This is a genomic window from Nocardiopsis sp. CNS-639 (genome assembly GCF_000381685.1).
GTDB classification, from domain to species: Bacteria; Actinomycetota; Actinomycetes; order Streptosporangiales; family Streptosporangiaceae; genus Nocardiopsis; species Nocardiopsis dassonvillei.
Window position 1 is genome coordinate 169,822 of sequence record NZ_KB906856.1, and the last position, 24,751, is coordinate 194,572.

The window sequence follows — 24,751 nt, forward strand, 5'->3', positions numbered from 1 at the left end:
GCCGACGCCGGGTCCTCGGCCGACGCGGGGCGGGTCATGGTCCTGGTACCGGACACAGCTGACACACTGGTGAGGTGGGTACTCAACAGACTTCAGCAGAGCTTTTCCAGCGTGCCTCCGCCGTCGTGCCGGGTGGCGTGAACTCCCCCGTCCGCGCCTTCGGCGCCGTCGGCGGCACCCCGCCCTTCTTCGTCAGGGGCGAGGGCCCCTACCTCACCGACGCCGACGGCCGCCAGTACGTCGACCTGGTGTGCTCGTGGGGGCCGCTGATCCTCGGCCACGCGGCCCCCGCCGTCGTCGAGGCCCTCCACGGCGCGGTCGACGCCGGGACCTCCTACGGCGCGCCGACCCCCGGCGAGGTCGAGCTGGCCGAGCTGATCGTCGAGCGCACCCCGGTGGAGAAGGTCCGCCTCGTTAACTCCGGCACCGAGGCCACCATGTCCGCGATCCGCCTCGCGCGCGGCTTCACCGGGCGCAGCAAGATCGTCAAGTTCGCGGGCAACTACCACGGCCACGTCGACGCCCTCCTGGCCTCCGCCGGTTCGGGCCTGGCCACCTTCGCCCTGCCCGACTCCCCGGGCGTGACCGGGGCCAGCGCCGCCGACACCCTCGTGCTGCCCTACAACGACCCCGAGGCCGTCGAGCGCGCCTTCGCCGAGCACGGCGACGAGATCGCCTGCGTGATCGCCGAGGCCTGCCCCGCCAACATGGGCGTCGTCGCACCCCGGGACGGGTTCAACGCCCGGATCAAGGAGATCGCGCACGCCAACGGCGCCCTCCTCATCCTCGACGAGGTCCTCACCGGCTTCCGCGTCAGCGCCTCGGGCTGGTTCGGTCTGGAGGGCGTCGCCCCCGACCTCATGACCTTCGGCAAGGTCATGGGCGGCGGCCTGCCCGCCGCCGCGTTCGGCGGGCGCGTCGAGATCATGGACCGCCTCGCGCCCGGCGGCCCCGTCTACCAGGCGGGCACCCTGTCCGGGAACCCGCTGGCCACCGCCGCCGGCCTGGCCACCCTGCGGGGGGCCACCCCCGAGGTCTACGCCCGCATCGACGAGGTCTCCGCCCAGGTGGCGGCCGAGGTCTCCAAGGCGCTCGGCGAGGCCGGGGTCGTCCACCGGCTCCAAAGCGGCGGCAACCTCTTCACGGTGTTCTTCACCGACCAGGAGGCCGTCGACTTCGACACCGCGCGCACCACCGACACCGCGGTCTTCTCCGCGTTCTTCCACGCCATGCTCGACCAGGGCGTGTACCTGCCGCCCGCCGCCTTCGAGGCCTGGTTCTTCTCCGCCGCGCACGACGACGCCGCCGTGGACCGGGTGGTCTCGGCGCTGCCCAGGGCGGCCCGCGCCGCGGCCGAGGCCCAGGGCTGACGCCCAGGGCCGGTACAGCCCCGACGCCCACGACCCCGAAGGAAAGACACTCACGATGACGACGACCACCGTCGTGCACCTGCTGCGACACGGAGAGGTGTACAACCCCGGCAAGGTGCTCTACGGAAGGCTCCCCGGCTTCCACCTCAGCGACCGGGGCCAGCGGATGGCGGAGATGACCGCGGAGTGGTTCGAGGGCCACGACATCGCGGCGCTGTTCTCCTCGCCGCTGGACCGCACCCAGGAGACCGCCGTGCCCCTCCAGAAGGCGACGGACCTGCCCGTCACCCTGGACGACCGGCTCATCGAGGCGGCCAACAAGTTCGAGGGGATGAGCCTGTCGCGGCGGTCGGTGCGCGATCCCCGCGTGTTCAGCCGGGTGTACAACCCGTTCCTGCCGTCCTGGGGCGAGCCCTACTCCGAGATCGTCACGCGCATGGTGGAGGCCGTCAAGATCGCCCGCCGGGCGGCGTGGGGCCGCGAGGCCGTGTGCGTCAGCCACCAGCTGCCGATCTGGATGACCCGCCGCGCGGCCGAGGGCAAACGCCTCTGGCACCGTCCCGACCTGCGCGAGTGCAACCTGGCGAGCGTGACGTCGCTGACCTTCAGCGACCAGCGGCTGACCAGCGTCAGCTACGCGGAACCCGCCGCCGTCCTGTACAAGGACGAGCCCGCACTTCCCGGGGCGTGACCCGGAGCGCACACCCGTAACGGTAAGCTGGGCCTTCGGGTGCGGTAGGTGCGCGCTCTCCAGCGCCGGACCCGGGGGACACCACCCCGGTCGCACCGGCCGATCCGGGCCAGGGCACGCCGGTGTCCGAACGGCTCCGGTGACCGCATCCGAGCCCCTTGCCGGTTTCCACCGCCCAGCGGTGCGGCATGTCCGTAACCTCCGTCAGCGAGAAGGTGATCCCATGGGTTCCGTCATCAAGAAGCGCCGCAAGCGGATGGCGAAGAAGAAGCACCGCAAGCTGCTCAAGCGCACGCGTGTCGCGCGTCGCAACAAGAAGTAGGACCGGTAGCGGCGAACGTCGTCTCTCCGCGGGCGCGGGCGCGCTCCAGGCACGCCCCGGACGCGGAGACACCGCCGTCCTTGCCCGGCCTTTGCCGGAGCAATGGAATTTTCTGGGTGAGGCGCTGTTGTGTCTCACGGGTCGCGGTCGCCGGTTCACCCCCGGGGGTGAACGGTCCGCGGGCCTGCCGGAACAGCTCCCGTCTCCTCCCAAGGAACGTGTCGCCATGGTTCGTGTCGTACTCGTCACCGGGGTTTCCACACCCCTGGCCGCCAGGGTCGCGCAGACCCTGAGCGAGGAGCCCGGGGTCCGCCGGGTGATCGGCGCCGACTCCTCGCCGCCGCCCACGGACGCGCCGGGGGTCGAGTACGCCCATGTCGACCTGCACGACGGGAGCCTGGACAGGATCGTCGCCGACTCCGGCGCCGAACTCGTCCTGCACCTGGGCCTGGACACCGCGGGCCGTCCCAACCGCGAGGACAACGTCCTGGGCACCATGCGGGTGCTCGGCGCGGCCCAGCGCTCCACCACCGTCCGGCGCCTGGTGGTGCGGTCCAGCGCCACCCTGGACGCCGACGACGCGGCCGAGGTCGAGCGGCACACCCGCGGCCTCCAGCGCCGCCGCCCCGACCTGTCGGTGGCCGTTCTGCGGTTCGCCAACCTCATCGGCCCCTCCGTGAGCACCCCGCTCACGCGTTACCTGGACTCGCGGTTCGTGCCCACCGTGCTCGGCAGCGACCCCGACGTGCAGTTCCTGCACGAGGACGACGGCGCCGAGGCGCTGGTGCGCATGGCGCTCAGCGACGGCACCGGGTTCTTCGACGTGGCGGGCGAGGACTCGGTCCGCCTCTCGCACTGCCTGCGCCGCGTCGGCGGCCAGCGGCTCCCCGTTCCGGCGCGCGGCCTGCGGGTGCTGCGCGGCCTGGCCAAGCACGGCCGGATCGACTACGCGAGCTCCAGCACCTCCCGCGCCGTGCGCGCGGGCCTCAACACCTCGGGTATGCGCACCGACTCCCTGGAGCGGGTGCTGGACTGGTCGCCCGCCTACAGCTCGGTTGAGGCCTTCGAGACCTACGCGGGCAGCCGCCGCGGTACGTCCTCGCGCGGAGGCGGTCTGCGGCCTGTCCACGTGCTCGCCCTCGCCAGGGCCACGCTGGGACGCTGAGGGGTCTCCGGTCGGCCCTGGGTGCGGCCCACGGTGCAAAACGCCCGGAAAGCGCATCTGAGGGCTTTGCGGGCAGCATGAGGCGTTCCGGGCCCCTGGGCCCCCTTGATCCATTCCACCAGGCGGTCGCCCGTCAGCGCCACGCCCGCGCGTGGCCTGTGGACAACCCCGGTCCCCGGGCCCGCCCCCGTGCGGCGGTCCCTCGACGGCGCGGGTACCCTGCCCGTCCGGCTCTTCCGGGTTCCCGGCTTCTCCGACCGCGCGGCTCTTCCGGCCTCCCGGCCTCTCCGCCCGTCCGGTTCCACCGGTCTACGGCCACCGGGTCGCCCGGCTCCTCAGCCCGCCTCCGGCCTCCGGGCCGCTCGGCCCAGTCTGTCCGGTCCCGGTGTCCAGACCTTCCGGCCCGGCTCAGCCGGTCCGTCTCTGTCTGACCGCGCGCAGCGCCACGGCACCGGCGACCGCGCCCACGGCGGCCGGGACGGCCACCCGCAGCGCGTTCCGGTGCCGCCGGAAGTCGTGCACCGGCCACCCGTGCGTGCGGGCGTACCTGCGCAGGTCGGTGTCCGGGTTGACCGCGTGCGGACGCCCCACCAGGGACAGCAGCGGCAGGTCGTTGGAGGAGTCGCTGTAGGCGGAGCAGGACGCCAGGTCCCACCCCTCCCTGTGGGCGAGGGCGCGCACCGCCACGGCCTTGGCCGGACCGTGCAGCAGGTCCCCGTTCAACCGCCCCGTGTACACCCCGTCGACGCACTCGGCCTCGGTGCCCAGAGCACCGGTCAGGCCCAGCCGCCGCCGGATGATCTGGGCCAGCTCCACCGGCGTCGCGGTCACCAGCCACACCGGCCGCCCCGCGTCCAGGTGCCCCTGGACGAGCGCCCGGGTGCCCTCCCAGATCCTGTCGGCCATGGTGTCGTCGTAGATCTCCTCGCAGAGCGCCACCAGATCGTTCACGTCGTGTCCGGCCACGAACGCCAGCGCGGCCTCACGCGCGGCGTTGATGTGCTCGGGCTGCTCGCTGCCGGTCACCCGGAACACCGTCTGCCCCCACGCGAACCGCATCAGGTCGCGGGTGGTGAACAGGTCCCGGGAGGCCAGGCCCCGGGCGAAGTGGTAGATCGACGCACCCCGCATCAGGGTGTTGTCCACGTCGAAGAAGGCGGCCCCGCGCGCGTTCGGGGACACGGCGTCGTGTGACACGGTTCTCTCCTGGCTTGGGTGGGGGAAGCGGCCCTTCGGTGTCGGGGCGGCGCTCCCCGCGTAGTGCGAGCCTACGGCCACCCGCGGGCAGGGTGGGGCCCCTGGGATGCGGCGGCAAACCCGGTGATGAAGATCACAGTGTAAATCCCCGTTGTGGCCTCCACTCTGCGGGATCGCCGCCCACACTGGCCCCCCGAATCTGCATCTAGTGCACATCCACCCGCTAACGTGCAGCATCATTGTCGGGATGGTGACGGTAGGACTGGCATTCATAAGCGCGTTGGTGGGCTGGAGCGCCACCGCCGCGCTCGCCGCGTACGCCCAGCGCCGTCCCAGTGTGGCCACGGTCGGATGGCTCGTCGCCGCACTGGGTACGACGGTCGGCCTCAGCGCGGCCGTGATCGGCGCGATGTTCGACTTCGGCGGGATCACCTTCCGGCTGCTGCATATCGGCATCAGCCTCCTGGGCCCGCTCTACATGGCCTGGGGCGCGCTGGAGTACGGCGTCCGCTCGCCCCGCGGCCGGTTCACCTCGCGGCTGTTCCTCAGCGCGTTCACCATCGTCCCCCTGGTGGTGCTGTCCGTCGACCGGGTGGGCACCCGTTTCGACGCCTCCTACCCCGCCATGGGCGACCACTACGACCTCATCCCGCGCTCGCTCGTCAACCTCGCGCAGGTCCTCGTCGCGGTCTTCCTCGTCACGGCGCTCGTCGCGGTCGCCAGGCGCGCCTCCGACCACCGCCGCACCGACCTGACGGTACTGGGGCTGGTCGGACTGGCCGCGCTGCTCTCCGTCGTGGTCGGCCGCTTCGGCCTCGGCTTCGGGGGGCCGCTGCTGATGCTCGGCTCCGTCGCCGCGCTGTGGGGGGCCGTCGCCATGGCCGCGCGCCCGCGCCGCGACCCCTACGACGACGATGACGACTACTACGACGACTACGACGACGGGGGCGCGGACCCCGACGACGAACTCCCGGAGGAGCCCGTGCGCCGCAAGCGTCGCCAAGCCGACCCCTACGACGACTACTACGACGGTCCGCCGGTCCGCCAGGCGCCGCCCAGCAAACTGCGCGGCGTCATCACCATCTACACGCTCGCCGACGGCCAGGGCCCGGGTTTCGACCGCATCGCCGACGCCCTCGTCGCCCAGGTCTCCCACAGCGAGCCGGACACCCTGCTGTTCGCCTGCCACACGGTGCCCAGCGCGCCGCTCCAGCGCATCGTCTACGCGATGTACCGCGACGAGCTGGCGCAGGAGGAGCACGAGCAGCAGCCGCACGTCCTGGAGTTCGCCCGTCTCAGCCCCCAGCACGTGGTCGCCACCAACGTGATTGAACTCTCCCTCGCGGGCGCGGCGGCCAGCGACGGCCTCGCCGCCATGCTGATGCCCCGCTGAGCAGGGCCCGCAAGGCCCGCGGGCGGGGCCGTGACGCCCCTTTTCGCCCCGCGAGAGGTCTCGAACCGGTCTAGTTGTCCAGTCGGGACAAACCGGTGGAAGGCCCCGGGCGTCCAACCTGTGGTGAAGTAGCCTTTCCGACAGGTTTCCATGACCGGCGCCCGTCGGGCGCCGATGGCGTGTGACCACGACCGGCGGGATGACCCAGCCGAGAGCGCGCCGGAACGAAAGAAAGTGTGCTGGGATCTCCGATGCGTAAGTTTCTCGTCGTTCTCCTGATCCTCCTGGCGGTCGCGGTGGTTGCGGCCGACATCGGGGCACGCAGCTTCGCGCAGAACATGGTCGCGAGCCAGCTGGCCCAGCGGCTCCAGATGGCCGAGGAGCCGGAGGTGTCCATCGAGGGCTGGGCCTTCCTGCCGCAGGCCGTCGGCGGCACCTACTCCGAGGTCAACATCACCGCCGCCTCGGCCACCATGGACAGCATCACCGTCGAGCAGATCGACGTCACCGCCACCGAGGTCGACGCGCCCCCCGCGGACCTGCTCAACCAGCCGACCGTGGTGGCGGGGCAGCTGGACGGCTCCTTCACCGTCCCCTACTCCTTCTTCAACGCCTACCTCCCCGAGGGCATCACCATCACGACCGAGGGCGGCCAGCCCCGTATCACCGGTGAGCTGGCGTTCCCCGAGTTCGGCATCAGCACCTCCGTCAACGCGGGCGGCGAGTTCTCCGTCGAGGGCGACACCGTGACCGTCACCCCCGTCGACGTCCAGGTGGGCGACGCCCCCGTCGACCTCAGCGGCATGGCCGCGACCATGCTCACCTTCAGCGCCCAGGCCCCGCAGCTGCCGTTCGGCCTGACCGTCACCGAGATGGAGGCCACCTCCAGCGGCCTGCGGGTCACCGGTACCGGCTCGGACGTTCCGCTCATGGGCGCCGACGCGGTCTGAGGCCGGCCCCGGCCGCCCGCGGCGGCGCCGCCGCGGTTCTCGCCGGACGGTACGGCCGCGGGGCCGGAGCGCACGCCCGCCACCGGGGCGCGGACCGCGCCGGGCAGACGGTCGGCCCGCGCACCGGGAGCGGCAGCAGGAGGACCGGGGAAGAGGACACGCAAGGGGAGGGGAAGCGTCATGGCGCGACAGGACGCGGACGCGGCGGGCGACGTGCTCACCGCGGAGGAGGTCGGCGCCCCGTTGGGGGAGCGGGCCACCCTCGTGCAGTTCTCCACCGCCTTCTGCCAGCCCTGCCGGGCCACCCGGCGCGTCCTCGACGAGGTCGCGGGCATGGTCGGCGGCGTCGCGCACGTGGAGGTGGACGCCGAGTCCCGTCTCGACCTCGTCCGCCGTCTGGACGTCACGGGCACCCCCACCGTCCTGGTCCTGGACGCCTCCGGCCGCGTGGTGCGCCGGGCGGCGGGCCAGCCCCGCAAGGCGGACGTGATCGCCGCGATCGGCGCTGCCGTCCTCTGAACGGCCTCCCCGAGGACGCCGCACCGACGCGGACGACCTCTCTGTGATCCAGGCCACCAGTGACAAACGCGTAACGGGGCCTGTAGCGTCTCCGGTGTGACCTCTTTGACGAGCGCGTATCTGACGAAGCGACGGGCAGTGGACTTCTGCCGCGTCGCCACCGCGCTCTGTCTGTGTCCCTAGGGCGGACGGGCCCCTGAGCCCACGCCCCCTCCGTGCGACTGGTTCTCCTCTTCCGTGTACGCATCTGGGGACAGCACACATGCGGGTCGACCCTCACGGGCAGCGCCTCGCGCCTGCCCTGACCACTTCCGTACCAGCCGGAGCCCCGGCAGCCGCCGACCTTCGCGTCCTCGGCCGCCGTCCTCCGTCCTGCGCGGGCGCGGTGGTCGGGAGGGTCCGGCAACCGCTCCGCAGCCCGCTGTCCGCGTTCCCCGTACGCCCGGGATCCGGCGTGCCCCGACCCGTGGGAGCACGTCCGGCGGCCCCGGCCCGTGCCGGAACCGGGAGCCCCGCACCACTCCGCAGACTTTCCACATCCCCCGCTCCCGGGACGGCAGCCCCCGGGAGCACCGACCCGCACACGCGACACCGCACAAGAAACACAGGAGGTTCCCCATGAGCCGCTCCGACGTCCTCGTGGACGCCGACTGGGTGGAGGCTCACCTGGACGACGCCGACGTGGTCCTGGTCGAGGTCGACGAGGACACGTCCGCGTACGACAAGGGCCACATCCCCGGCGCCGTCAAGATCGACTGGAAGACGGACCTCCAGGACCCGGTCCGCCGCGACTTCGTGGACCGCACCGGTTTCGAGAAGCTGCTGTCCGCCAAGGGCATCGGCAACGACGACCAGGTCATCCTGTACGGCGGCAACAACAACTGGTTCGCCGCCTACGCGTACTGGTACTTCAAGCTCTACGGCCACACCAACGTCCGTCTGCTGGACGGCGGCCGCAAGAAGTGGGAGCTCGACTCCCGCGAGCTCGTCAAGGAGGTCCCCGAGCGGGCCGCCACCCAGTACACCGCCCAGGAGCAGGACGCCTCGATCCGCGCCTTCCGCGACGAGGTCGTGCAGGCCATCGGCACCAAGGACCTGGTCGACGTGCGCTCGCCCGACGAGTTCACCGGCAAGCTGCTCGCTCCCGCGCACCTGCCGCAGGAGACCTCGCAGCGCCCGGGCCACATCCCGACCGCGCGCAACATCCCGTGGGCCAAGACGGCCAACGAGGACGGCACCTTCAAGACCGCCGACGAGCTGCGCGAGCTCTACACCGGCGCGGGCGTGGACCTGGACAAGGACATCATCGCCTACTGCCGGATCGGCGAGCGCTCCTCGCACACCTGGTTCGCCCTGCACGAGATCCTGGGCCTGGAGAACGTCAAGAACTACGACGGCTCGTGGACCGAGTACGGCTCCCTCGTGGGCGTCCCGGTCGAGCTGGGGGAGGCCGAGGCCAAGTGAGCGACAGCTGCGGAGCGCCGGTCGGCGGGGTCGCCCTCGCCGACGTCGACGCCGGGAACCAGGCGGTCATCCAGGGCACGGTCACCCGTGACGGACAGCCGCTGAGCGGGGCCTACGCCCGCCTGCTGAACGACTCCGACGACTTCGTCGGAGAGGTGGCCACCGGCGAGGAGGGCACGTTCCGCTTCTTCGCCGCCGACGGCTCCTGGAAGGTGCGCGTGCTCGCCTCGAAGGGCTTCACCGGCGAGTACGCGGTGCAGGCCGAGGTGGGCAAGGTCATCGACCTCCAGGTGCAGGCCTAGACGGCCGGGCGACCTCAGGCGTACGGGGCGCCGGTGCCGACGGGAGACCGTCCGGCACCGGCGCCCCGCGCCGTTGTGGACCCCGTCCGTCCCGGGTCGGCCCTCGGGTTCCCGAGGCGGGCACGGGGCTGACGGAGGACGGGGCGGGGGAGTGGGCCGGGGCGTCGCCGTGCGGCGTCCGGTGCCGGGTGCCCTCCGGAGCCCTCAGTCCGGGGTCTCCTCCCGATCCCGTTCTGCGAGGGGGAGGTTGAGTTCGACGGCGATGGCGGTGCGCCTCAGGCGCAGGAGGCGGTAGGGCACCACGCCCAGCAGGTAGGGGACGAACACCGCCAGGAGCGCGAACAGCAGCACGCGCATGGCCATCGGGGTGCCCTCGTCCGACGCCCACCGGAGTAGGTTCGGCAGCTGGATCGCGGCGATCAGGCACAGGGTGACCGTCTCCCACGGGTTCTCCCAGCGCCGGTGTTCGACGCGCGCCCGGTGGCACACGAGCCGGGCCGTGCGCGTGTCGTCCACCGCGAGGCCCCGCCGCACCGCTCTTGCGACCCTGCGCCGCTGCTCCCGGTCCGCCCTGGACCACATCCCCTCCTCCGCGCACGAGGCGGAGGGCGGCCAGAGCGGGCGTCCGTTGCGGCGGCGCCACCGGTGGCTCATGACCGCGGACACGATCAACACGGCCAGGACGACGACCATCAGGGCGAGAAGCGCGGCGTACAGGTAGACCTCGGGAATGGGGGGTCACTCCTCGGAAAGGGGGCGTCCTCTCTTCTTCTGTCCCCCTTCCCCTGCCCCCGGGGGGAGGCGCTGACACGGCGGCCCCCGCCACCGGCGCCGGGAACGGGCGCGCACCGTCCGTGCGCCCCTCGTCGCGCGGCCCTCCGGGAGCAGGAGCCGGGTCGCGTGACCCCTCAGCCTCCACCGGGTTCGCGACGCGTTTTCCACAGGTCCGGGGCGGGGCTGGAAAGCGGTGCGCGCTGCTGCTTGACTGAGATCGACGGCCACTCCACCCGCGCCCACCGGCACCCTCCCGTGCCCGTGACCGGTTCCGGCAGGGCCGTGACAAGCGCGGCGGGCGGGTGAGAGCATTCCGCCCACGCTCCGGCCCGGCCCGGAGCCCCGCGTGATCGAATCCCCGGCCGCCCCCGCGACGGCCGGTCAGGAGGTGTTCGGACGGTGCCCAACCCCCGTTCGGGAGGAGCGTCCCGAGGAGAGGCCGGACGTACCTACGTCGGCTGGCGGCACGCCGTGCTCCTGCCGCCTCCCGGACCGGCCCCGCGGCGGCCGACCCCGGCCGACGCCGAGACCGTCAGCGAGGAGTGGATCGCCGCCCAGCGCGACAGCGAGGCCCAGACCAACCGGCCCCTGTACTTCGCCCTGGCCGGGCTCTGCCTCCTCAGCCTGCTGCTGCCGCTGCTGTGGACCCTGCGCATCCTTCCCGGCAGCTTCGCCCTCGGCGGCGTGTTCGCCTGCGCCGCCATCGCCGCGCCCATCGCCTTCGCTCTCGTCCAGAGCCGCCAGGTCGTCGCGGACCGGCTGCACAGGGCCAGGGAGCGCTTGGCCGCCGAGCGCGACGAGCGCGACCGGATCCTGCGCGAACAACAGCACGAGCACGCCCGCAGGTACACCGAGTGGCAGGCGGCCTCCCGGGCCTACGAGGCGCAGCCGCTCTGGTACGGGGTGACCGTCCCCGCCGACAGGGGCGCCGTCCTCGTGGTGGGCGGCGACGACGCCGGATGGTCGGCGCTGCTCGCCACCGTCGGGGTCTCCCGGCTGCGCGAGGGTGGTGATCTCACCGTGGTCGACCTCACCGGGCACTCCGTGGCCCGCGAACTCGTCCGTTTGGCCCGCCGCTGCGCCGTCGCCCCGCGCAGGTGGGTGCTCCCCGCCGACCTGCCCCGGATGACCCTGGGCACCAACCTGGACGCGGGCCAGCGCGCGCGCATCCTCTCCGCGGTCGCGTCCGCCTCCGGCGGCACCGCGGAGGCCGACGCCGACGAGACGCTCCTGCTGCGCCTCCTGGAGGTCCTGGGGCCGCACGCGGGGATCGCCGAACTCATCGGCGGCCTGCGCGCCCTGCTCACCCCGGAGGAGGACGCGGCCGAGGACGACCCAGCGCTCGCCCTGCTCACACCGGGGCAGCGGGCCCGGGTGCGCGAGCGCTGCGGCGACGGGCCGCGCATCGGGGAGCGGGCCTGGGAGCTGGAGCGCCGCCTGAGCCCATTCGAGGCCGTCGGCACCCGGGCGGACGACAACGACTACGCGCAGGTCAAGATCATCTCCACCGACCGGGCCTCCGGTGAGACCGCCGCGCGCGTCTACGGCACCTACGCCGTGTCCGCGCTCAGCGAGCTGCTGGAGGCGCCCGAGCCCAGGAACGCTGACGGCAGGCGCCCCCGCGTGCGCCCGGACCGCACCCGCACCGTCGTGGTCTGCGGCGCCGAGTCCCTCCCCGAAGGGGAGATCGACCAGGTCCTCGCCGCGGCGGCCGACGGCGGGGTGGAGGTCGTCCTGATGTTCCGCACGGCCGCCCCCGCCGCGCTCGCCCGGTTCGCCGACCCCGCCTGCCTGCCGGTGGTGATGCGTCAGGACGGGGGTTCGGCGGAGGCCGTCGAACGCGCCGTGGCCGCGGCGCCCGGTGTCGCCGGGCACGACCCCGGCGGGCTGCGGGTGCACCGCCTCACCGAGGCGGTCGGTGGGGCCGTGGGCGGCGCGGCCACGGGCGAGCCGGAGGACCCCGACGCCGAGGTGGAGGCCGACGACCGGTTCTTCCCCTCCCCGCACACCGAGTCCGGCGCGGTGATCCGCAACGCCGCGGCGGCGATCGCGCCCCTGGACCTCGTCCGCCATGTGAGATCCGCCACCGCGTGGGGGTGGGCCACCCTTCAGGAGGCCGGCACCGGCGGGTCCGCAGGAACCGGGGACGACGGTGCGACCCCCGGGCGCCCCTGCGGCCTGGACGCCGAGTCGCTGCGCGGACTCCCCGCCACGGCGGCCGTGGTCCTGACCGCCGACGGTCCCGTGCTGGCCGACACCAACCCGGGTATCCTCACCCTGTCCACAGCCACACTCGCCACGGTGGACGACTCCCGGAACACCGGTGACACGCCGGGCGTTGGAGGCGGTGGCGCCGCGGCCGCGAGGGGGCGCGGTACCGGAGGCGTCCGCCCCCGGGTCCCGACCGCGGGCCCCGACGCCCTGACCGACACACCCGACGGCACCGCCGCCGCGGACGGGCCTCCCGCGCCCACGGGGGCAATGGAGGACGGGGTGCCGCCCAACCTGGGACCGCCGCCCGAGAGGTTGGACTGGCGGGTCTGACCCCGGGTGGACACTAGGCTTGGCCCGACACACCGCCCGCCGCCTCCCAGGAGCGAACGGCGCGGGTGGTCCAGCACTTACTGGAGAGTAGATGAGCGAGCTTCCCCTGCGCGCCCAACTGGCATCGGTTCTGGGAAGGAGCGCGGCCAGCCTGTCCCGTGCCACCGGACGCGGAGACGGCTCCGTCATCGGCGGCCGGGTGGCGCTCAAGGTCGAACCCGACCTGCTCGCCAAGCTCGCCCGGGGCCGCAGGCTCGCCCTGGTCAGCGCCACCAACGGCAAGACCACCACCACCAGGCTCATCTCGCACGCCCTGCGCGAGTTCGGCGACGTGGCCACCAACGAGCACGGCGCGAACATGCCCACCGGGCACATCACGGCGCTGTCGAACAACCAGTCCGCCGTCAACGGCGTGCTGGAGGTGGACGAGAAGTACCTCCCGCAGGTGCTGCTCGCCACGCAGCCCGCGTTCGTGGTGCTGATGAACCTCAGCCGCGACCAGATGGACCGCGCCTCCGAGATCAACCTGCTCGCCAAGAAGTGGCGCCTCGCGCTGGGCAAGAGCAACGCCCACGTCATCGCCAACGCCGACGACCCGCTCGTGGCCTGGGCGGGCCTGGGCGCGCCCAACGCCACCTGGGTGTCCGCGGGACAGCGCTGGAAGGAGGACTCCTGGTGCTGCCCCGAGTGCGGCGGCCACCTCAAGCGCGACGTGGACCCGCACTGGGCCTGCCCCGAGTGCGGGCTGGCCCGCCCCGCGACCACCTGGGCGGTGGACAACGCCTCCGACTCCCTCCTCACCCCGGAGGGCCAGAGCATCAAGCTGCGGCTGAACCTGCCCGGTGACGCCAACCGCTCCAACGCCGCGATCGCCGCGGCCACCGCCGCCGGGTACGGCATCCACCCCGAGCGCACCGTGGAGCGGCTGCGCGAGATCACCTCCGTCGCGGGCCGCTACACCTCCGTGGTGACCATGGGCGTCGAGGTGCGGCTGCTGCTCTCCAAGAACCCCGCCGGATGGCTGGAGTCCTTCGCCGTCCTCGACCCGCCCCACACCCCGGTGATCCTCTCGGTCAACGCGCAGGTCCCCGACGGCAAGGACACCTCCTGGCTGTGGGACGTGGACTACACCGTCCTGCGCGGACGCCGCGTGTTCGTCATGGGCGAGCGCCGCACCGACCTCGCGCTGCGCCTGGAGACCGACGGCGTGCGGTTCGAGGTGGCCGACCGGGTCGACGAGGTCCTGGGCCGCATCAAGGCCGACCAGCCGGGCATCACCAAGGTCGACCTCATCGCCAACTACACCGCCTTCCAGCAGATCCGCACGGCGTACGGCCGCGTCCAGTAGGGAGACACCCATGACGAACACCAGCGCCCTGCGGATCGTGTGGATCTACCCCGATCTGCTGAGCACCTACGGGGACCAGGGCAACGTCCTGATCCTCAAGCGCCGCGCCGAACTGCGCGGCATCCCCACCGAGATCGTGCACGTCCACTCCAGCGACTCCGTCCCCGAGCAGGGCGACATCTACCTGCTCGGCGGCGGCGAGGACCGGCCGCAGATCCTGGCCGCCGAGCGCCTGCGCGCCGACGGCGGCCTCGCCCGCGCCGCCGCCCGCGGCGCCTGCGTCTTCGCGGTGTGCGCCGGGTACCAGATCATCGGCGAGACCTACGGCGACGACGAGGCCAACCCGCTCCCCGGCGTGGGCATCCTCGACATCCGCAGCGGCCGCGGCCAGACCCGCGCGGTAGGCGAGATCGTCGCGGACGTGGACCCGGCCCTGGGCGTGGGCCGGATCACCGGCTTCGAGAACCACCAGGGCCGCACGGCCATCGGCCCCTCGGCCCGGCCGCTGTCCACCACGGTGCGCGGCATCGGCAACGACGACCGCACCGAGGGCGCCTACCAGGGCCAGGTGCTGGGCACCTACCTGCACGGCCCCGCCCTGCCGCGCAACCCGCAGCTGGCCGACCTCCTGCTGCGCTGGCGCGTGGGCCAGGTGGCCCCGCTCGCCCCCTCCTGGGGGGAGCGCCTGCACGACGAGCGCCTCGCCGCCGCGATGCGCTGACACCGCGTCCCGAAGGGCCCGACGGGTGAGTCCCGTCGGGCCCTCCGTGTCCTTTCGCACGGAATGAACTCCGGGACGCGACCGCTGTTGTGTGCATGAAGGCAATCGCACTACAGCAGTACGGATCGGCCGACGACCTCGCCCTGGTGGACCTTCCCGACCCGAAGGTCGCCCCGAGCGAGGTCCTCATCCGGGTACGGGCCGCGGGGGTCAACCCCGTGGACTGGAAGCTCGCGGCGGGCGGCCTGGACGCCCTCTTCGAGACGGACTTCCCGCTCATCCCCGGCTGGGACGTCGCCGGTGTCGTCGAGGCGGTCGGACCCGACGCGCACGAGTACCAGGTCGGTGACGAGGTCTACGGCTACGCCCGCAAGGACTGGGCCAAGAACGGCACCTACGCCGAGCTGGTGTCGGCCAGCGTGCGCATGCTCGCACCCAAGCCGCGGTCGCTGAGCTGGCAGGAGAGCGCCGGTGTCCCGCTGGCGGGCCTCACCGCCCTCCAGTCCGTCGAACGGGCGGGGGTCGGCTCCGGTGACACGGTGCTCGTCCACGCCGCGGCGGGCGGCGTCGGAGCGTTCGGCGTCCAGATCGCCGTCGCCCGCGGCGCACGCGTCATCGGTACCGCCAGCGAGCGCAACCACGACTTCCTGCGCTCCCTGGGCGCCGAACCCGTGGTCTACGGGGACGGCCTCGTCGACCGCGTCCGGGCACTGGCCCCGGACGGCGTCGACGCGGTGCTCGACTTCGTCGGCGGGGGAGTGGTCCAGGAGCCGGTGCCGCTGACGGGCGGTCCCACGCGGATCGTGTCCATCGCGGACCCGAGCGTTCAGGAACTGGGCGGGCACTGGCTGTGGGTGCGCCCTGACTCCGAGGACCTCGCCGAGCTGGCACGCCTGGCCGACGACGGCAGGCTCACCGTGCATGTGGACCGCGAGTTCCCGCTGTCCGAGGCGGCCGAGGCCTGGCGCCTGAGCCAGGCCGGACGCACCCGGGGAAAGATCGTCCTCACCGTCTGACCAGCCCCCGACGGGCCCGGCCGCACCGGCCGGGCCCGTCGTTCTCACGCGGCGTCTCGCTCGCCCGCGGAGGCGTCGGCCTCCTCCGCGGTTCCGGTCGCGGCAGCGGCGTCGCTTCCGGGGATGTCGAGCGTGACGCTCAGCGGACCCTGATCAACCCTCAGGTGCAGTTCGCCGCCGATGGCGCTGATGTAGGACCGCAGGAGTTCCAGGCTGTCGATCCGCCCGTGCTCGATCTGGGAGATCCGCGCCTGGCTCACTCCCATGATCTGGGCGACCTCCTTCTGGGTCCTTCCGCTCTCCTTGCGCAGGGAGGAGAGCGCGTAACCCTGACGCTCGGCTTCGATCCGGGCTGTGTCCTCCTCCGCGATGACGTTCGCCTCCGGCGACGTGAGCCAGGGGTTGAGCTGTTCCGCTTCGGCTTTGATCTCCAGCCAGTTGCGCGCCCTCATCGGCGATCGTCCTCTCGATTGTCCAAGTAGTCCCGGTAACGCTTCTCCGCAAGTGGGATGTTCTTTCGGTACCAGCTGTCCCACTGACCCGACTTGTCGCCCGCTACAAGGAACACCGCTTGTCGATCGGGGTCGAAGACGAAGAGCATGCGGACCTCGGTGTTCTTGGAGGATCCTGGGCGGAGCTCTTTGAGGTTGTGTATTCGGCTTCCCTTGATCCTGTCCACGAGGGGGCGACCCTCTCGTGGGCCCCTGTTCTGTAGGTGCTCCAGAGCGTTCAGAACCAGCTTTGCCGTGACCGGGTCATCCTGAGTGATCTTGAAAAACCACTCTTCGACGGGCTCCAGCATGAAGATCTTCCACATACAGGAGAACATAACGATGTTCTTATGTCCAGTGGGGTGGAACGGGAAAAGTGCTGACTGGGCAGGGCTGCCTGGCGGCTGACCAGGGAGAAGGCGCCTCGGGGCGGAATGAACCACGGGTGCCGTGCGTCACACCAGCATGAGCAGTAGAGGCCGTCACCCACCACCGTCCAGAGGGCCCGGCTCCGTCGTACGGGCCCTGGCCGCACCCGTCGCCGTCCTCCTGGCCGGAGCCGGGTGCGTGGCCACCGTGGTCTCGCTGGAGCGCGCCCCGCTCCCCGAGGCCCGGCTGGTCCTGGAACAGTCGGAGCCGGAGCCCGGTACCGCCCAGGAGCCCGCCACACCGGATCCCTCAGCGCCGGGTCCCTCCGTGCCGGACCCGGCCCCGCCGGACCCGGGACCCGAGCAGGAGGAGCCGCCCGGGGGCGGGGCGGAGTCCGATCCGCAGCCGGTGCCGCCGGAGTCCTACACCGGGGCCTCCGCCGTCTTCGACACCTTCCTGGTGGAGGTGGAGACGGCCTACACCGACACCACCGTCACCGACGGGATGGGGGCCTCCGCCGTCGCGCCCCCGGACTCCGAGTACCACGTCTACCGGCTCGACGTCACCAACCAGGGCTCCGAGCCCGCGGTCTTCGACACCTACGGGACCATCGGCGTGACCACCGAGGGCCTGGAGTACGCCAACGACGTCGACGCCGAGATCGTCGTGGCGTGGGACTACTTCTGGGACGAGATCAACCCCGGGGAGAGCGTCACCACCCACATCCTGTTCCTGGCGCCGACCGGGACCGAGTTCGCCGAGGTCCACATCGGCGGACGTAGCCTCCTCGAACCGAATTAACGCGGACGGCGGCGCAGCTCGATCTTGGCGTTGGCGCCCGTGTCCGGGTCCACCACGACCTCCTGACCGGCGGCGATGCCGTCCACCACCAGGTCGGCGTCGGTGGGGGCCGAGCGCTTGACCACGCCCAGGGCGATCGGCCCCAGCTCGTGGTGGCGGGCCGACGTGCCCACCCGGCCCACGGAGCGCCCGTCCAGCTCGATGGCGGCCCCCACCTGCGGCAGGCGCTCGGCGGTGCCGTCCAGGTGCAGCATGACCAGGCGGCGCGGCGGACGGCCCAGGTTGTGCACCCGCGCCACCGTCTCCTGGCCCGGGTAGCAGCCCTTCTCCAGGTGCACCGCGCGGCCCACCCAGTCCACCTCGTGCGGGATGGTGCGGTCGTCGGTGTCCAGACCCGCGCGCACCCGGTGCTCCGCGATCCGGTTCGCCTCGTAGGCCCACATGCCCGCCGGGCGCGCCCCGGCCGCCGTGAGCGCCTCCGCGGTCCCGACGAGCCGTTCGGCGGGCACGAACAGGTCGGTCTCGCCCTCGGCCGCGCGCGCGGTCACGTCACCGAGCGACGCGGCCTCCACGGCCTTGGCGCGGTCCGGACCGAGCACGCTCAGCACCGCGTGGGAACCGCTCAGGTCCTCCACCTCGACACGCAGCATGAACCGCATCGAGTCGAGGAACCCCGCCAGCTCCGGGCCGCCCCCCGGCTCGGTGTGGATCCAGGTGGCCTCGCCGTCGTCCACCAGCGACAGGTGGTGCCGCAGGTGTCCCTTGGTGTCCAGGACCAGCGCCTCGGTGGCGGTGCCCGGGGCCAGGCCCCGGGTCAGCTGGCTGGTGAGGTCGTTGAGCCAGCCCAGGCGGTCGGGGCCGGTCACCCGCACCACACCCCGGTTGCTCCGGTCGACCCACGCGCTCGAACGTTCGGCGGCGCGTCCCTCGTGCGCGGGGTCGCCGTAGTGCGCGGCGACTCCGGTGTCGGGGGACTCGGCGCTCACGGCGCCCGGTGTGCTCAGCAGCGGCGAAGTCATACCAGCGAGACTAGTCGGCCTGCCAAGGGAGCGGAAACGCCGTCCCCACCTGCGGTTTCGCGCACAGAAAAAACATTTGCCCCGCCTCCGGAGCGGGACGTAGTGTCGGAGGCACGCAAGAAAGGAGGTGGTCCAAGAGATGGTTGATCTTAGGACTGGCGAGGTGGCCGTCCGCTAGGACGACGCTCGCGTTCGCGCGACGTCGTTCGCAGCGAATCCCAGACGGACACCCGGACCCCGGGCCGCCGGAACTCGTCCGACCGGCCCCGCCCCAGCGGCGGGAGCAGCCCGGGGTCTGCCCGTGCCCGGACCGGCCCCGGCCACTCGGCCCCGACTACTTCGAGCCGACCCTCTTGAGCTGCGCCGACATGTACGAGCGCAGGCCGTGGCCGCGCGCCGCCAGGTCCCAGGCGTACCCCAGCGTCTCCCGGTTGTCGCCGAACAGGCCGTACAGCCGGTGCGAGGCGGTCGCGTCGATCCCGGTCTCGGTGTGCACCACCGCGTCGGTGGACATCTCCACCCGGTTCGCGAACACGTTGCCCAGGTACACCTCGTTGAAGCCCTCGGGGTGCGCGATCAGCACCTCCAGGTGCACGACGGGCTCACCCTCCTTGGGCTCCGCGCTGGTCTCGGGCCGCACCCGCCAGTAGCCCGACTCCTCGGTGACCAGCTCACCGCGGGTGCCCTCCGGGTTCATCCGCCAGGCCCGGCTCGTGAAGGTCAGGTAGGGCAGGCCCGCGTTGTGCGCGAACTCGATCTCCTGGCCGAACTGGAACTCCTCCACGTCGGCGTAACCGGCGACGCCCACGCCCTCCCAACGGCCGAGCAGGAAGGACAGTTTCGCCAGATCGGGGTGTACCTCAGCGTCCATATCCCCAGAGCGTAGCGGCGGCTGGAGGCGGCGGTGACCGCCGACGGCGCACCGTGGCCTCCGCCACTCCCCGGCCCCGGTCTGGACATGCCCAATTGGCCCCGCTTTCCCGGAGAACTGGTAAAGATTGTCAGCAGCGCGGTGCGGCCACGGGGCGTGTTCTGCCGACCGCGCCTAGACCTCCGACGTGTTCTCCAAAGGGGCGGCCTGTGTTACTGGTGATCGGTTCGGCGCTGCTCGTGGCCGCGGTGGTCCTCCTCCCCCTGACCCTGATCGCCCTGCGGCGCTGGCTGCGTCAGCGGGGACTGGCCCAGCTGCGCCCGGGCGTGCTGGCGGCCAGGGAGGGGCAGCGCGTCACGCTCACCGGTGTCGCCGCTCCCGGTCCCGACGGTCCCATCTCCTCCGGCCTGGCCGGTGCCGAGTGCGTCTGGCACGGCCACGAGGTGCTGCGCCACTACTGGCCGCTCAACCGCGACCCGTCCGAGGGCGCGGTCCGCGAACGGGCCTGCGATTCCATCGCCGACTACGGTTCCGAGGACCTGTTCGGCATCGTCGCCGAGGGCCGCCCCGGCGACGGCGACCGGGTCTTCGTCGACCCGGGCGGCGCCGAGCCGCGCGGCGCCGAGCTGTGCCTCAAGCGCGTGGTGGGGCGTCCGCAGCCGGGTGTGGCCTCACCCGCGGACGACCTGCTGCCCCGCGTGCGCGGCCGCATCTCGGGCGTCTTCCGGGGCGAGACCATCGAGTTCGAGTACCGCGAGTGGGTGATCCGGCCGGGCGCCCGCATCCGTGTCACGGGCCGGGTCCAGGTGCGCGAGGGCCGCGTGGTCCTGGCCGCCCCCGAGGACGGGACGCTCAGCATCGAGCACGGTGTGGAAGACCAGCCGGTGCGGGTCTCCCCGCGCCGCACCGAGGCCCTCGCGCTCACCATCGCCCTCGCGGTCTGCTCGATCGCGGGCGCCGTGCTGACCGCCGCGGCGCTCTGAGTAGGCTGACGGACATGTCTCGTTCCTTGGTGATCAAGGTCACCGCCGGGGAGGACGACCCCGAGCGGTGCAACCAGGCGTTCACGGTGGCCGCCGCCGCCCTGGCCAGCGGCGTCGGGGTCTCCCTCTGGCTGACCGGTGAGTCGGCGTGGTTCGCGGTCCCCGGCCGCGCCGAGCGGTTCTCCCTCCCGCACGCGGCCCCCCTCAAGGACCTGCTCGACGCGGTGCTCGCCGCGGGCCGGGTGACGGTGTGCACCCAGTGCGCCGCCCGACGCGACCTGACCGGGGACGACCTGATCCGGGGCGTGCGCATCGCCGGGGCGCCGTCCTTCGTCGAGGAGGCCGTCCAGGACGGCGCGCAGGCCCTCGTCTACTGAGGCGGGGAGCGTTGTCCACAGGCCGCGAACGGCTCTGGCTCGGCCCCTCCTCCGAGACCTAGCGTGGTAAAGGGGGAGGCCGCGCCTCCGCCCGCACCGCCATGCCCTCACGCGGCCCGCGCCCCACGCGGCCTCCGGAGGCGCTCCGCCCGGCCCTCGTCCGCTCCCCACGCGGCACTCGCCCACACCCCGCGCGACTCCCGACGGCGCCCCACGCGGTCCACGTCCCGCCCGGCCCCCGACAGCACAGTGCCCGCACCACCGGAGGCGGCGCGGGCACGGCGACGGGATCGGGCGGGCGTTACTTCTTGCCCTGGTTGGCGACGGCCTCGATGGCGGACTTGGCCGCCTCCGGGTCGAGGTAGGTGCCGCCGGGGTTGGTCGGCTTGAACTGGTCGTCCAGGTCGTAGCGCAGCGGGATGCCCGTCGGGATGTTCAGCCCGGCGATGTCGGCGTCGCTGACGCCGTCCAGGTGCTTGACCAGCGCACGCAGCGAGTTGCCGTGCGCGGCGACCAGCACGGTCTTGCCCGCGGCCAGGTCCGGCACGATCGAGTCGTACCAGTACGGCAGGGCGCGGTCCAGCACGTCCTTGAGGCACTCGGTGCGCGGCAGCAGCTCCGGCGGCAGCTCGCCGTAGCGGGCGTCACCGGCCTGCGAGTAGGTGTCGTCGTCCGCGATGGGCGGCGGCGGGGTGTCGTAGGAGCGGCGCCAGATCATGAACTGCTCTTCGCCGTACTCCTCGCGCGTCTGCGCCTTGTCCTTGCCCTGCAGGGCGCCGTAGTGGCGCTCGTTGAGGCGCCAGGTGCGCTCGACCGGCAGCCAGTGCAGGTCGGCGGTCTCCAGGGCGAGGTTCGCGGTGCGGATCGCGCGCTTGAGCAGGGAGGTGTAGACCACGTCCGGCCGTACGCCGGCCTCCTTGAGCAGCTCGCCGCCCCTGCGGGCCTCCTCCTCGCCCGTCGCGGACAGGTCCACGTCCACCCAGCCGGTGAACAGGCCCTTCGCGTTCCAGACGCTCTCACCGTGTCGCAGCAGTACCAGAGTTCCCATGGGGGCAAGCCTAGCCACCCGGGCACCGCGCTCGGGCGTCCGCCCGCCCCTTGCGGGGGAGCGGCCGCGACCGGGCCGCCCTACCCCTCGTCCCGGGACTCGACCAGGTGCGCGAACGCCCGCAGATTGCGCATGTCGTGGCCGCGCTCGGCACGCCAGCGCCACTCCTTGCGGATGGCCGACGCGAACCCGCGCTCCAGCGCGCCGTTGAAGTTCTCGTCCGAGTAGGTGAGCACGCACCCCAGCAGCCGGTCGACCTCGTCGGGGGTGACGCCCTCCAGCGGCAGACGGCCGCGGATGTAGACGTCGCCGACCTCGTCCGCGACGAAGGCCATCCCGTACATGTCGGCGCTGCGGCGCATCAGCCACAGGTAGAAGTCGGCGTGGTTCTCGTCGGGCTGACGGCAGAAGAACGACGTCAGGGTGAGGCTGTGCGGCCCCACCTCCAGCCACACCAGGGTCTTGAGCTTGGCCTTCCCCGGCAGGGTGACCAGGAACGACCCCTCGCGGGGTCGCTCCACCTCCAGTTCGGCCTCCGCCACGGCCGAGGAGACCGCCTTGGCCGCGGCGTCGCGGGCAGCGTCCCTGTCCACCTGGTACTTCGCCTCCTCCTCGGTCACCGGCACGCCGCCAGGGGCAGCGCCCGGGGGGCGGTGCTCGCCCGGTACACGTCCAGCAGTTCGTCGACGGTCCGCGACCAGCCCAGGGTGGCGGCGTGCGCGGGTGCCGCCATCGCCAGCTTGGCACGCCACGCCGGTTCGGCGATCATCCGGTGCAGTTCGGCCGCGTAGTCGTCCGGGTTGTGCCCCCGTACCAGGACACCGGACACCCCGTCGGCCACGGCCGTGGTCAGGCCGCCCACGCGCGCGGCCAGGACCGGGGTGCCGCACGCCTGGGACTCCACCGCCACCAGGCCGAACGACTCGGAGTAGGACGGCACCACGGTCACCGCGGCCGCGCGGTAGTACTCGGCCAGCCGCTCGCGGGACTGCGGCGGCTCGATCCGCACCACGTCCGCCACGCCCAGGGAGCGGGCCAGGTCGGTGAGCAGACCGGGCTCGCGCATCCCGCCGCCCGACAGGCCGCCGACCACGCCCACCACCAGGCGCGAACGCAGTGAGGGGTCGCGCTCCAGCAGCGCGGCGGCGGCCCGGATGAGCACGTCGGGGGCCTTCAACCGCTGCACGCGCCCCACGAACAGCAGGAGTTCGGTGCCCGCGGGCAGCCCGATCCGCGCCAGCGCGTCCCGGCGCGAACCGGGGCTGAACACCTCCAGGTCCACACCCGGGGGGATGACGCTGATCTGGCCGTCGCGGGCGCCGTAGTGCTCCCGGAGCTGGCGGGCCTCGTCGTCGGTGTTGGCGATGAGCCGGTCGGCCTGGCGGACCAGCTGGTCCTCCCCGCGCAACCGGGCCTCGGGTTCGGGCTCGTCGCCGTCGGCCAGGGAGGCGTTCTTCACCCGGGCCATGGTGTGCATGGACTGCACCAGGGGCACGCCCCAGCGGCGGGCGGCCACCACACCGGCCTGGCCGGACAGCCAGTAGTGCCCGTGCACGAGGTCGTAGTGGTCGGGTTCGTTCTGCGCCTCGGCCCGCAGCATTCCGAAGATGAACGGACACAGGTGCTCGGCGAGGGTGTTCTTGTCCAGACGGCCGTAGGGCCCGGCGGGCACGTGCCGCACGTTCACGCCCGGGGCCAGCTCCACCACCGGCGGAAGGTCGGCCCGGGTCGCGCGGGTGAACACGTCCACGGCCACGCCGCGTTCGGCCATGCGCCGGGCCACCTCGACCACGTACACGTTCATGCCTCCGGCGTCGCCGGTGCCGGGCTGGTCGAGCGGGGAGGTGTGCAGACTGACGGTAGCCACCCGGGACGGGACCGCCGTCTGCTCAACGATTCCAGACACCGGGGGTCCCTTCAGGTCGTGTGCGCAGCCGCTGTCGTCAACAGCGACGAAGGTACACACTGTTCCCCGCCGGTCCGTCCGAGGGGGCCGGGTGCGCACACCGCGTGACCTACGGTGCGGAACTCCAGCCCGAGACCAGGAAGTCCACGGCGTCGGGGAAGGAGCGCTTCCAGGTCGTGAAGTCGTGGCCCCCGTGCGGGTGGAGCGTGGCGACCGTCATACCGCGTTCGGTGAGCAGGCCGGCGAAGCGCTCGGCCTCCCCGTGGATGCTGCCCCGTTGGAGCGGTGTGTGGTCCTCGGTGCCCTCCACCAGCATGAACCTGAGGTCGCGCACCTCCTGCGAACCGAGCAGCCGGTCGGGGGAGTGCGGCCCGGTGTCGCCGCCGAAGACGCCGTACGGGTCGTCCACCCGGAAGTACCCGGCCCAGGACACCACCTGGGTGTAGAGGTCGGGGTGGCGCAGCGCCAGCGCCGCCGCCCCGTACCCGCCCATGGAGAACCCGCCGACGGCGCGCAGCGCACGGGGGCGCGTGTGCTCGCCCTCGACGGCCTCCACGGCCGCGCCGGTGACGAAGCTCTCCAGCGCGAACCCCCCGTCGGCGGCGTCGCCCCACTCGGTGGTGGCTCCCCCGCTCTCCTGGCCGTAGGGGGCGGCGATGACGAACTCGACCCCCGAACGGCACATCTGCCGGTCCAGGAGCGCGCCGACGTCCTCGTCCATGAGCGTCTCGTGGGTGGAGGCCGACCCGTGCAGCAGGTAGAGCACGGGCAGGTCCGCGCTGTCGGGGCCCGAGGGGCGCCGGATCCACAGAGGGCGGCCGCCCTCGGGGGCGCCTGCGTCGGGCAGGGTGACGACCTCGTCCCTGCCGGGTGCGGCGCAGGCCGAGACCTGCCCGGGGCGCGGCAGGGGCGCGGAGGGCCCCTGGATCGGGGAGAGCGGCGTCCTGCTGTGGGCCAGTCGGGGCTCGGGGCCCGGGTCGGGTTCGAGCCGCTCCGTCAGTTCCTCGGGCGGGACCGTGGCCAGCGTGGCGGCTGCCGTGGCGACCACGCAGGAGGAGACGAGCACGAAGACCCGCCGGAAGAAGGACGCGAACACACCGAAACCTCAGG

General features: G+C 72.7%; 27 protein-coding genes. 17 read left to right on the plus strand and 10 right to left on the minus strand.

Going from position 1 to position 24,751, the window contains the following annotated elements; all coding sequences use genetic code 11:
- Positions 1-74: 74 nt before the first annotated feature.
- From hemL to G011_RS0106190, 4 genes are all read left to right on the plus strand, one after another.
- On the plus strand, positions 75-1,370 hold the full coding sequence (gene hemL / locus G011_RS0106175; protein WP_081642930.1) for a glutamate-1-semialdehyde 2,1-aminomutase: 1,296 nt from the start codon (positions 75-77) through the stop codon (positions 1,368-1,370).
- Positions 1,371-1,425: 55 nt separating this feature from the next.
- Complete coding sequence (locus tag G011_RS0106180) at positions 1,426-2,061, plus strand: histidine phosphatase family protein (RefSeq protein ID WP_013155354.1); 636 nt, start codon at positions 1,426-1,428, stop codon at positions 2,059-2,061.
- Positions 2,062-2,284: 223 nt separating this feature from the next.
- Entirely contained in the window at positions 2,285-2,383 is a 99-nt protein-coding gene (locus tag G011_RS31635; protein WP_013155353.1) for a 30S ribosomal protein bS22, read from the plus strand.
- A gap of 226 nt (positions 2,384-2,609) precedes the next feature.
- Positions 2,610-3,548 (plus strand): NAD-dependent epimerase/dehydratase family protein, encoded by a 939-nt coding sequence (locus G011_RS0106190; protein ID WP_019607722.1) that lies wholly within the window; start codon positions 2,610-2,612, stop codon positions 3,546-3,548.
- 408 nt (positions 3,549-3,956) lie between these two features.
- On the opposite strand, the gene G011_RS0106195 is transcribed toward G011_RS0106190, so the two are convergent.
- Positions 3,957-4,745, minus strand: coding sequence for an HAD family phosphatase (locus G011_RS0106195; protein WP_013155351.1), 789 nt, complete (start codon positions 4,743-4,745; stop codon positions 3,957-3,959).
- Between the two features lie 247 nt (positions 4,746-4,992).
- Here G011_RS0106195 and G011_RS0106200 point away from each other — a divergent pair, with 247 nt between their 5' ends.
- The 6 genes from G011_RS0106200 (at position 4,993) to G011_RS0106220 (ending at position 9,373) form a co-directional block, all read left to right on the plus strand.
- The gene (locus tag G011_RS0106200; protein WP_051104327.1) at positions 4,993-6,138 is read left to right on the plus strand and encodes a putative quinol monooxygenase; all 1,146 of its coding nucleotides are present in this window, start codon (positions 4,993-4,995) and stop codon (positions 6,136-6,138) included.
- Between the two features lie 251 nt (positions 6,139-6,389).
- The gene (locus G011_RS0106205; RefSeq protein ID WP_013155349.1) at positions 6,390-7,088 is read left to right on the plus strand and encodes a DUF2993 domain-containing protein; all 699 of its coding nucleotides are present in this window, start codon (positions 6,390-6,392) and stop codon (positions 7,086-7,088) included.
- Between the two features lie 180 nt (positions 7,089-7,268).
- Positions 7,269-7,607: a thioredoxin family protein gene (locus tag G011_RS0106210; RefSeq protein WP_013155348.1), complete on the plus strand. Its 339-nt coding sequence runs from the start codon at positions 7,269-7,271 to the stop codon at positions 7,605-7,607.
- Between the two features lie 96 nt (positions 7,608-7,703).
- Positions 7,704-7,790: a putative leader peptide gene (locus G011_RS32945; protein ID WP_352231633.1), complete on the plus strand. Its 87-nt coding sequence runs from the start codon at positions 7,704-7,706 to the stop codon at positions 7,788-7,790.
- A gap of 435 nt (positions 7,791-8,225) precedes the next feature.
- A complete protein-coding gene (locus tag G011_RS0106215; protein WP_013155347.1) occupies positions 8,226-9,071 on the plus strand; it encodes a sulfurtransferase in 846 nt (281 codons plus the stop codon).
- Complete coding sequence (locus tag G011_RS0106220) at positions 9,068-9,373, plus strand: DUF1416 domain-containing protein (protein WP_013155346.1); 306 nt, start codon at positions 9,068-9,070, stop codon at positions 9,371-9,373. The genes G011_RS0106215 and G011_RS0106220 overlap by 4 nt, the downstream gene beginning before the upstream one ends.
- A 204-nt stretch (positions 9,374-9,577) precedes the next feature.
- Here the strand turns inward: G011_RS0106220 and G011_RS0106225 are convergent, their stop codons facing one another.
- The gene (locus G011_RS0106225; RefSeq protein WP_019607724.1) at positions 9,578-10,066 is read right to left on the minus strand and encodes a hypothetical protein; all 489 of its coding nucleotides are present in this window, start codon (positions 10,064-10,066) and stop codon (positions 9,578-9,580) included.
- 480 nt (positions 10,067-10,546) lie between these two features.
- Here G011_RS0106225 and G011_RS0106230 point away from each other — a divergent pair, with 480 nt between their 5' ends.
- From G011_RS0106230 to G011_RS0106245, 4 genes are all read left to right on the plus strand, one after another.
- Positions 10,547-12,691 (plus strand): hypothetical protein, encoded by a 2,145-nt coding sequence (locus G011_RS0106230; RefSeq protein WP_155979729.1) that lies wholly within the window; start codon positions 10,547-10,549, stop codon positions 12,689-12,691.
- 91 nt (positions 12,692-12,782) lie between these two features.
- On the plus strand, positions 12,783-14,039 hold the full coding sequence (locus G011_RS0106235; RefSeq protein ID WP_013155344.1) for a MurT ligase domain-containing protein: 1,257 nt from the start codon (positions 12,783-12,785) through the stop codon (positions 14,037-14,039).
- Between the two features lie 10 nt (positions 14,040-14,049).
- Positions 14,050-14,760 carry a type 1 glutamine amidotransferase gene (locus G011_RS0106240; RefSeq protein WP_013155343.1) on the plus strand — a complete coding sequence of 237 codons (711 nt, stop codon included), beginning with the start codon at positions 14,050-14,052 and terminating at the stop codon, positions 14,758-14,760.
- A 95-nt stretch (positions 14,761-14,855) separates the two neighbouring features.
- Entirely contained in the window at positions 14,856-15,776 is a 921-nt protein-coding gene (locus G011_RS0106245) for an NADP-dependent oxidoreductase (RefSeq protein ID WP_013155342.1), read from the plus strand.
- A gap of 44 nt (positions 15,777-15,820) precedes the next feature.
- Here the strand turns inward: G011_RS0106245 and G011_RS0106250 are convergent, their stop codons facing one another.
- Entirely contained in the window at positions 15,821-16,228 is a 408-nt protein-coding gene (locus tag G011_RS0106250) for a helix-turn-helix domain-containing protein (RefSeq protein WP_019607726.1), read from the minus strand.
- Positions 16,225-16,593 carry a type II toxin-antitoxin system RelE/ParE family toxin gene (locus G011_RS0106255; protein WP_036552317.1) on the minus strand — a complete coding sequence of 123 codons (369 nt, stop codon included), beginning with the start codon at positions 16,591-16,593 and terminating at the stop codon, positions 16,225-16,227. Before G011_RS0106255 ends, G011_RS0106250 begins: the two co-directional genes overlap by 4 nt.
- Positions 16,594-16,732: 139 nt before the next feature.
- Between G011_RS0106255 and G011_RS0106260 the strand changes: the two genes are divergently transcribed.
- Positions 16,733-17,437: a DUF4352 domain-containing protein gene (locus G011_RS0106260; protein ID WP_081642931.1), complete on the plus strand. Its 705-nt coding sequence runs from the start codon at positions 16,733-16,735 to the stop codon at positions 17,435-17,437.
- On the opposite strand, the gene G011_RS0106265 is transcribed toward G011_RS0106260, so the two are convergent.
- On the minus strand, positions 17,434-18,456 hold the full coding sequence (locus tag G011_RS0106265) for a folate-binding protein YgfZ (RefSeq protein WP_026338069.1): 1,023 nt from the start codon (positions 18,454-18,456) through the stop codon (positions 17,434-17,436). The two genes, G011_RS0106260 and G011_RS0106265, sit on opposite strands and share 4 nt — an antisense overlap.
- Positions 18,457-18,790: 334 nt before the next feature.
- The gene (locus G011_RS0106270; RefSeq protein ID WP_019607729.1) at positions 18,791-19,327 is read right to left on the minus strand and encodes an FABP family protein; all 537 of its coding nucleotides are present in this window, start codon (positions 19,325-19,327) and stop codon (positions 18,791-18,793) included.
- A gap of 209 nt (positions 19,328-19,536) precedes the next feature.
- Between G011_RS0106270 and G011_RS0106275 the strand changes: the two genes are divergently transcribed.
- Positions 19,537-20,310, plus strand: a complete 774-nt coding sequence (locus G011_RS0106275; protein WP_026338070.1) for a GIDE domain-containing protein — start codon at positions 19,537-19,539, stop codon at positions 20,308-20,310.
- A 14-nt stretch (positions 20,311-20,324) separates the two neighbouring features.
- Positions 20,325-20,687, plus strand: a complete 363-nt coding sequence (locus G011_RS0106280; RefSeq protein ID WP_026338071.1) for a DsrE family protein — start codon at positions 20,325-20,327, stop codon at positions 20,685-20,687.
- A gap of 301 nt (positions 20,688-20,988) precedes the next feature.
- Here G011_RS0106280 and G011_RS0106285 read toward each other — a convergent pair whose 3' ends face one another.
- The 4 genes from G011_RS0106285 to G011_RS0106300 form a co-directional block, all read right to left on the minus strand.
- Positions 20,989-21,735 carry a phosphoglyceromutase gene (locus G011_RS0106285; RefSeq protein WP_013155334.1) on the minus strand — a complete coding sequence of 249 codons (747 nt, stop codon included), beginning with the start codon at positions 21,733-21,735 and terminating at the stop codon, positions 20,989-20,991.
- Between the two features lie 80 nt (positions 21,736-21,815).
- A complete protein-coding gene (locus tag G011_RS0106290) occupies positions 21,816-22,361 on the minus strand; it encodes a YbjN domain-containing protein (RefSeq protein WP_019607732.1) in 546 nt (181 codons plus the stop codon).
- Positions 22,352-23,632 carry a D-inositol-3-phosphate glycosyltransferase gene (gene mshA, locus G011_RS0106295; RefSeq protein WP_369757189.1) on the minus strand — a complete coding sequence of 427 codons (1,281 nt, stop codon included), beginning with the start codon at positions 23,630-23,632 and terminating at the stop codon, positions 22,352-22,354. Before mshA ends, G011_RS0106290 begins: the two co-directional genes overlap by 10 nt.
- A 118-nt stretch (positions 23,633-23,750) precedes the next feature.
- Positions 23,751-24,737 carry an esterase family protein gene (locus G011_RS0106300; RefSeq protein ID WP_019607734.1) on the minus strand — a complete coding sequence of 329 codons (987 nt, stop codon included), beginning with the start codon at positions 24,735-24,737 and terminating at the stop codon, positions 23,751-23,753.
- Between the last annotated feature and the right edge of the window lie 14 nt (positions 24,738-24,751).

Coding starts and splice junctions, on each gene's coding strand:
- G011_RS0106180 (WP_013155354.1), top strand. CDS start 1,426: ATGACGACGACCACCGTCGTGCACCTGCTGCGACACGGAGAGGTGTAC.
- G011_RS31635 (WP_013155353.1), top strand. CDS start 2,285: ATGGGTTCCGTCATCAAGAAGCGCCGCAAGCGGATGGCGAAGAAGAAG.
- G011_RS0106190 (WP_019607722.1), top strand. CDS start 2,610: ATGGTTCGTGTCGTACTCGTCACCGGGGTTTCCACACCCCTGGCCGCC.
- G011_RS0106200 (WP_051104327.1), top strand. CDS start 4,993: ATGGTGACGGTAGGACTGGCATTCATAAGCGCGTTGGTGGGCTGGAGC.
- G011_RS0106205 (WP_013155349.1), top strand. CDS start 6,390: ATGCGTAAGTTTCTCGTCGTTCTCCTGATCCTCCTGGCGGTCGCGGTG.
- G011_RS0106210 (WP_013155348.1), top strand. CDS start 7,269: ATGGCGCGACAGGACGCGGACGCGGCGGGCGACGTGCTCACCGCGGAG.
- G011_RS0106215 (WP_013155347.1), top strand. CDS start 8,226: ATGAGCCGCTCCGACGTCCTCGTGGACGCCGACTGGGTGGAGGCTCAC.
- G011_RS0106225 (WP_019607724.1), bottom strand. CDS start 10,066: ATGGTCGTCGTCCTGGCCGTGTTGATCGTGTCCGCGGTCATGAGCCAC.
- G011_RS0106235 (WP_013155344.1), top strand. CDS start 12,783: ATGAGCGAGCTTCCCCTGCGCGCCCAACTGGCATCGGTTCTGGGAAGG.
- G011_RS0106240 (WP_013155343.1), top strand. CDS start 14,050: ATGACGAACACCAGCGCCCTGCGGATCGTGTGGATCTACCCCGATCTG.
- G011_RS0106245 (WP_013155342.1), top strand. CDS start 14,856: ATGAAGGCAATCGCACTACAGCAGTACGGATCGGCCGACGACCTCGCC.
- G011_RS0106250 (WP_019607726.1), bottom strand. CDS start 16,228: ATGAGGGCGCGCAACTGGCTGGAGATCAAAGCCGAAGCGGAACAGCTC.
- G011_RS0106255 (WP_036552317.1), bottom strand. CDS start 16,593: ATGTGGAAGATCTTCATGCTGGAGCCCGTCGAAGAGTGGTTTTTCAAG.
- G011_RS0106260 (WP_081642931.1), top strand. CDS start 16,733: ATGAGCAGTAGAGGCCGTCACCCACCACCGTCCAGAGGGCCCGGCTCC.
- G011_RS0106265 (WP_026338069.1), bottom strand. CDS start 18,456: ATGACTTCGCCGCTGCTGAGCACACCGGGCGCCGTGAGCGCCGAGTCC.
- G011_RS0106270 (WP_019607729.1), bottom strand. CDS start 19,327: ATGGACGCTGAGGTACACCCCGATCTGGCGAAACTGTCCTTCCTGCTC.
- G011_RS0106280 (WP_026338071.1), top strand. CDS start 20,325: ATGTCTCGTTCCTTGGTGATCAAGGTCACCGCCGGGGAGGACGACCCC.
- G011_RS0106285 (WP_013155334.1), bottom strand. CDS start 21,735: ATGGGAACTCTGGTACTGCTGCGACACGGTGAGAGCGTCTGGAACGCG.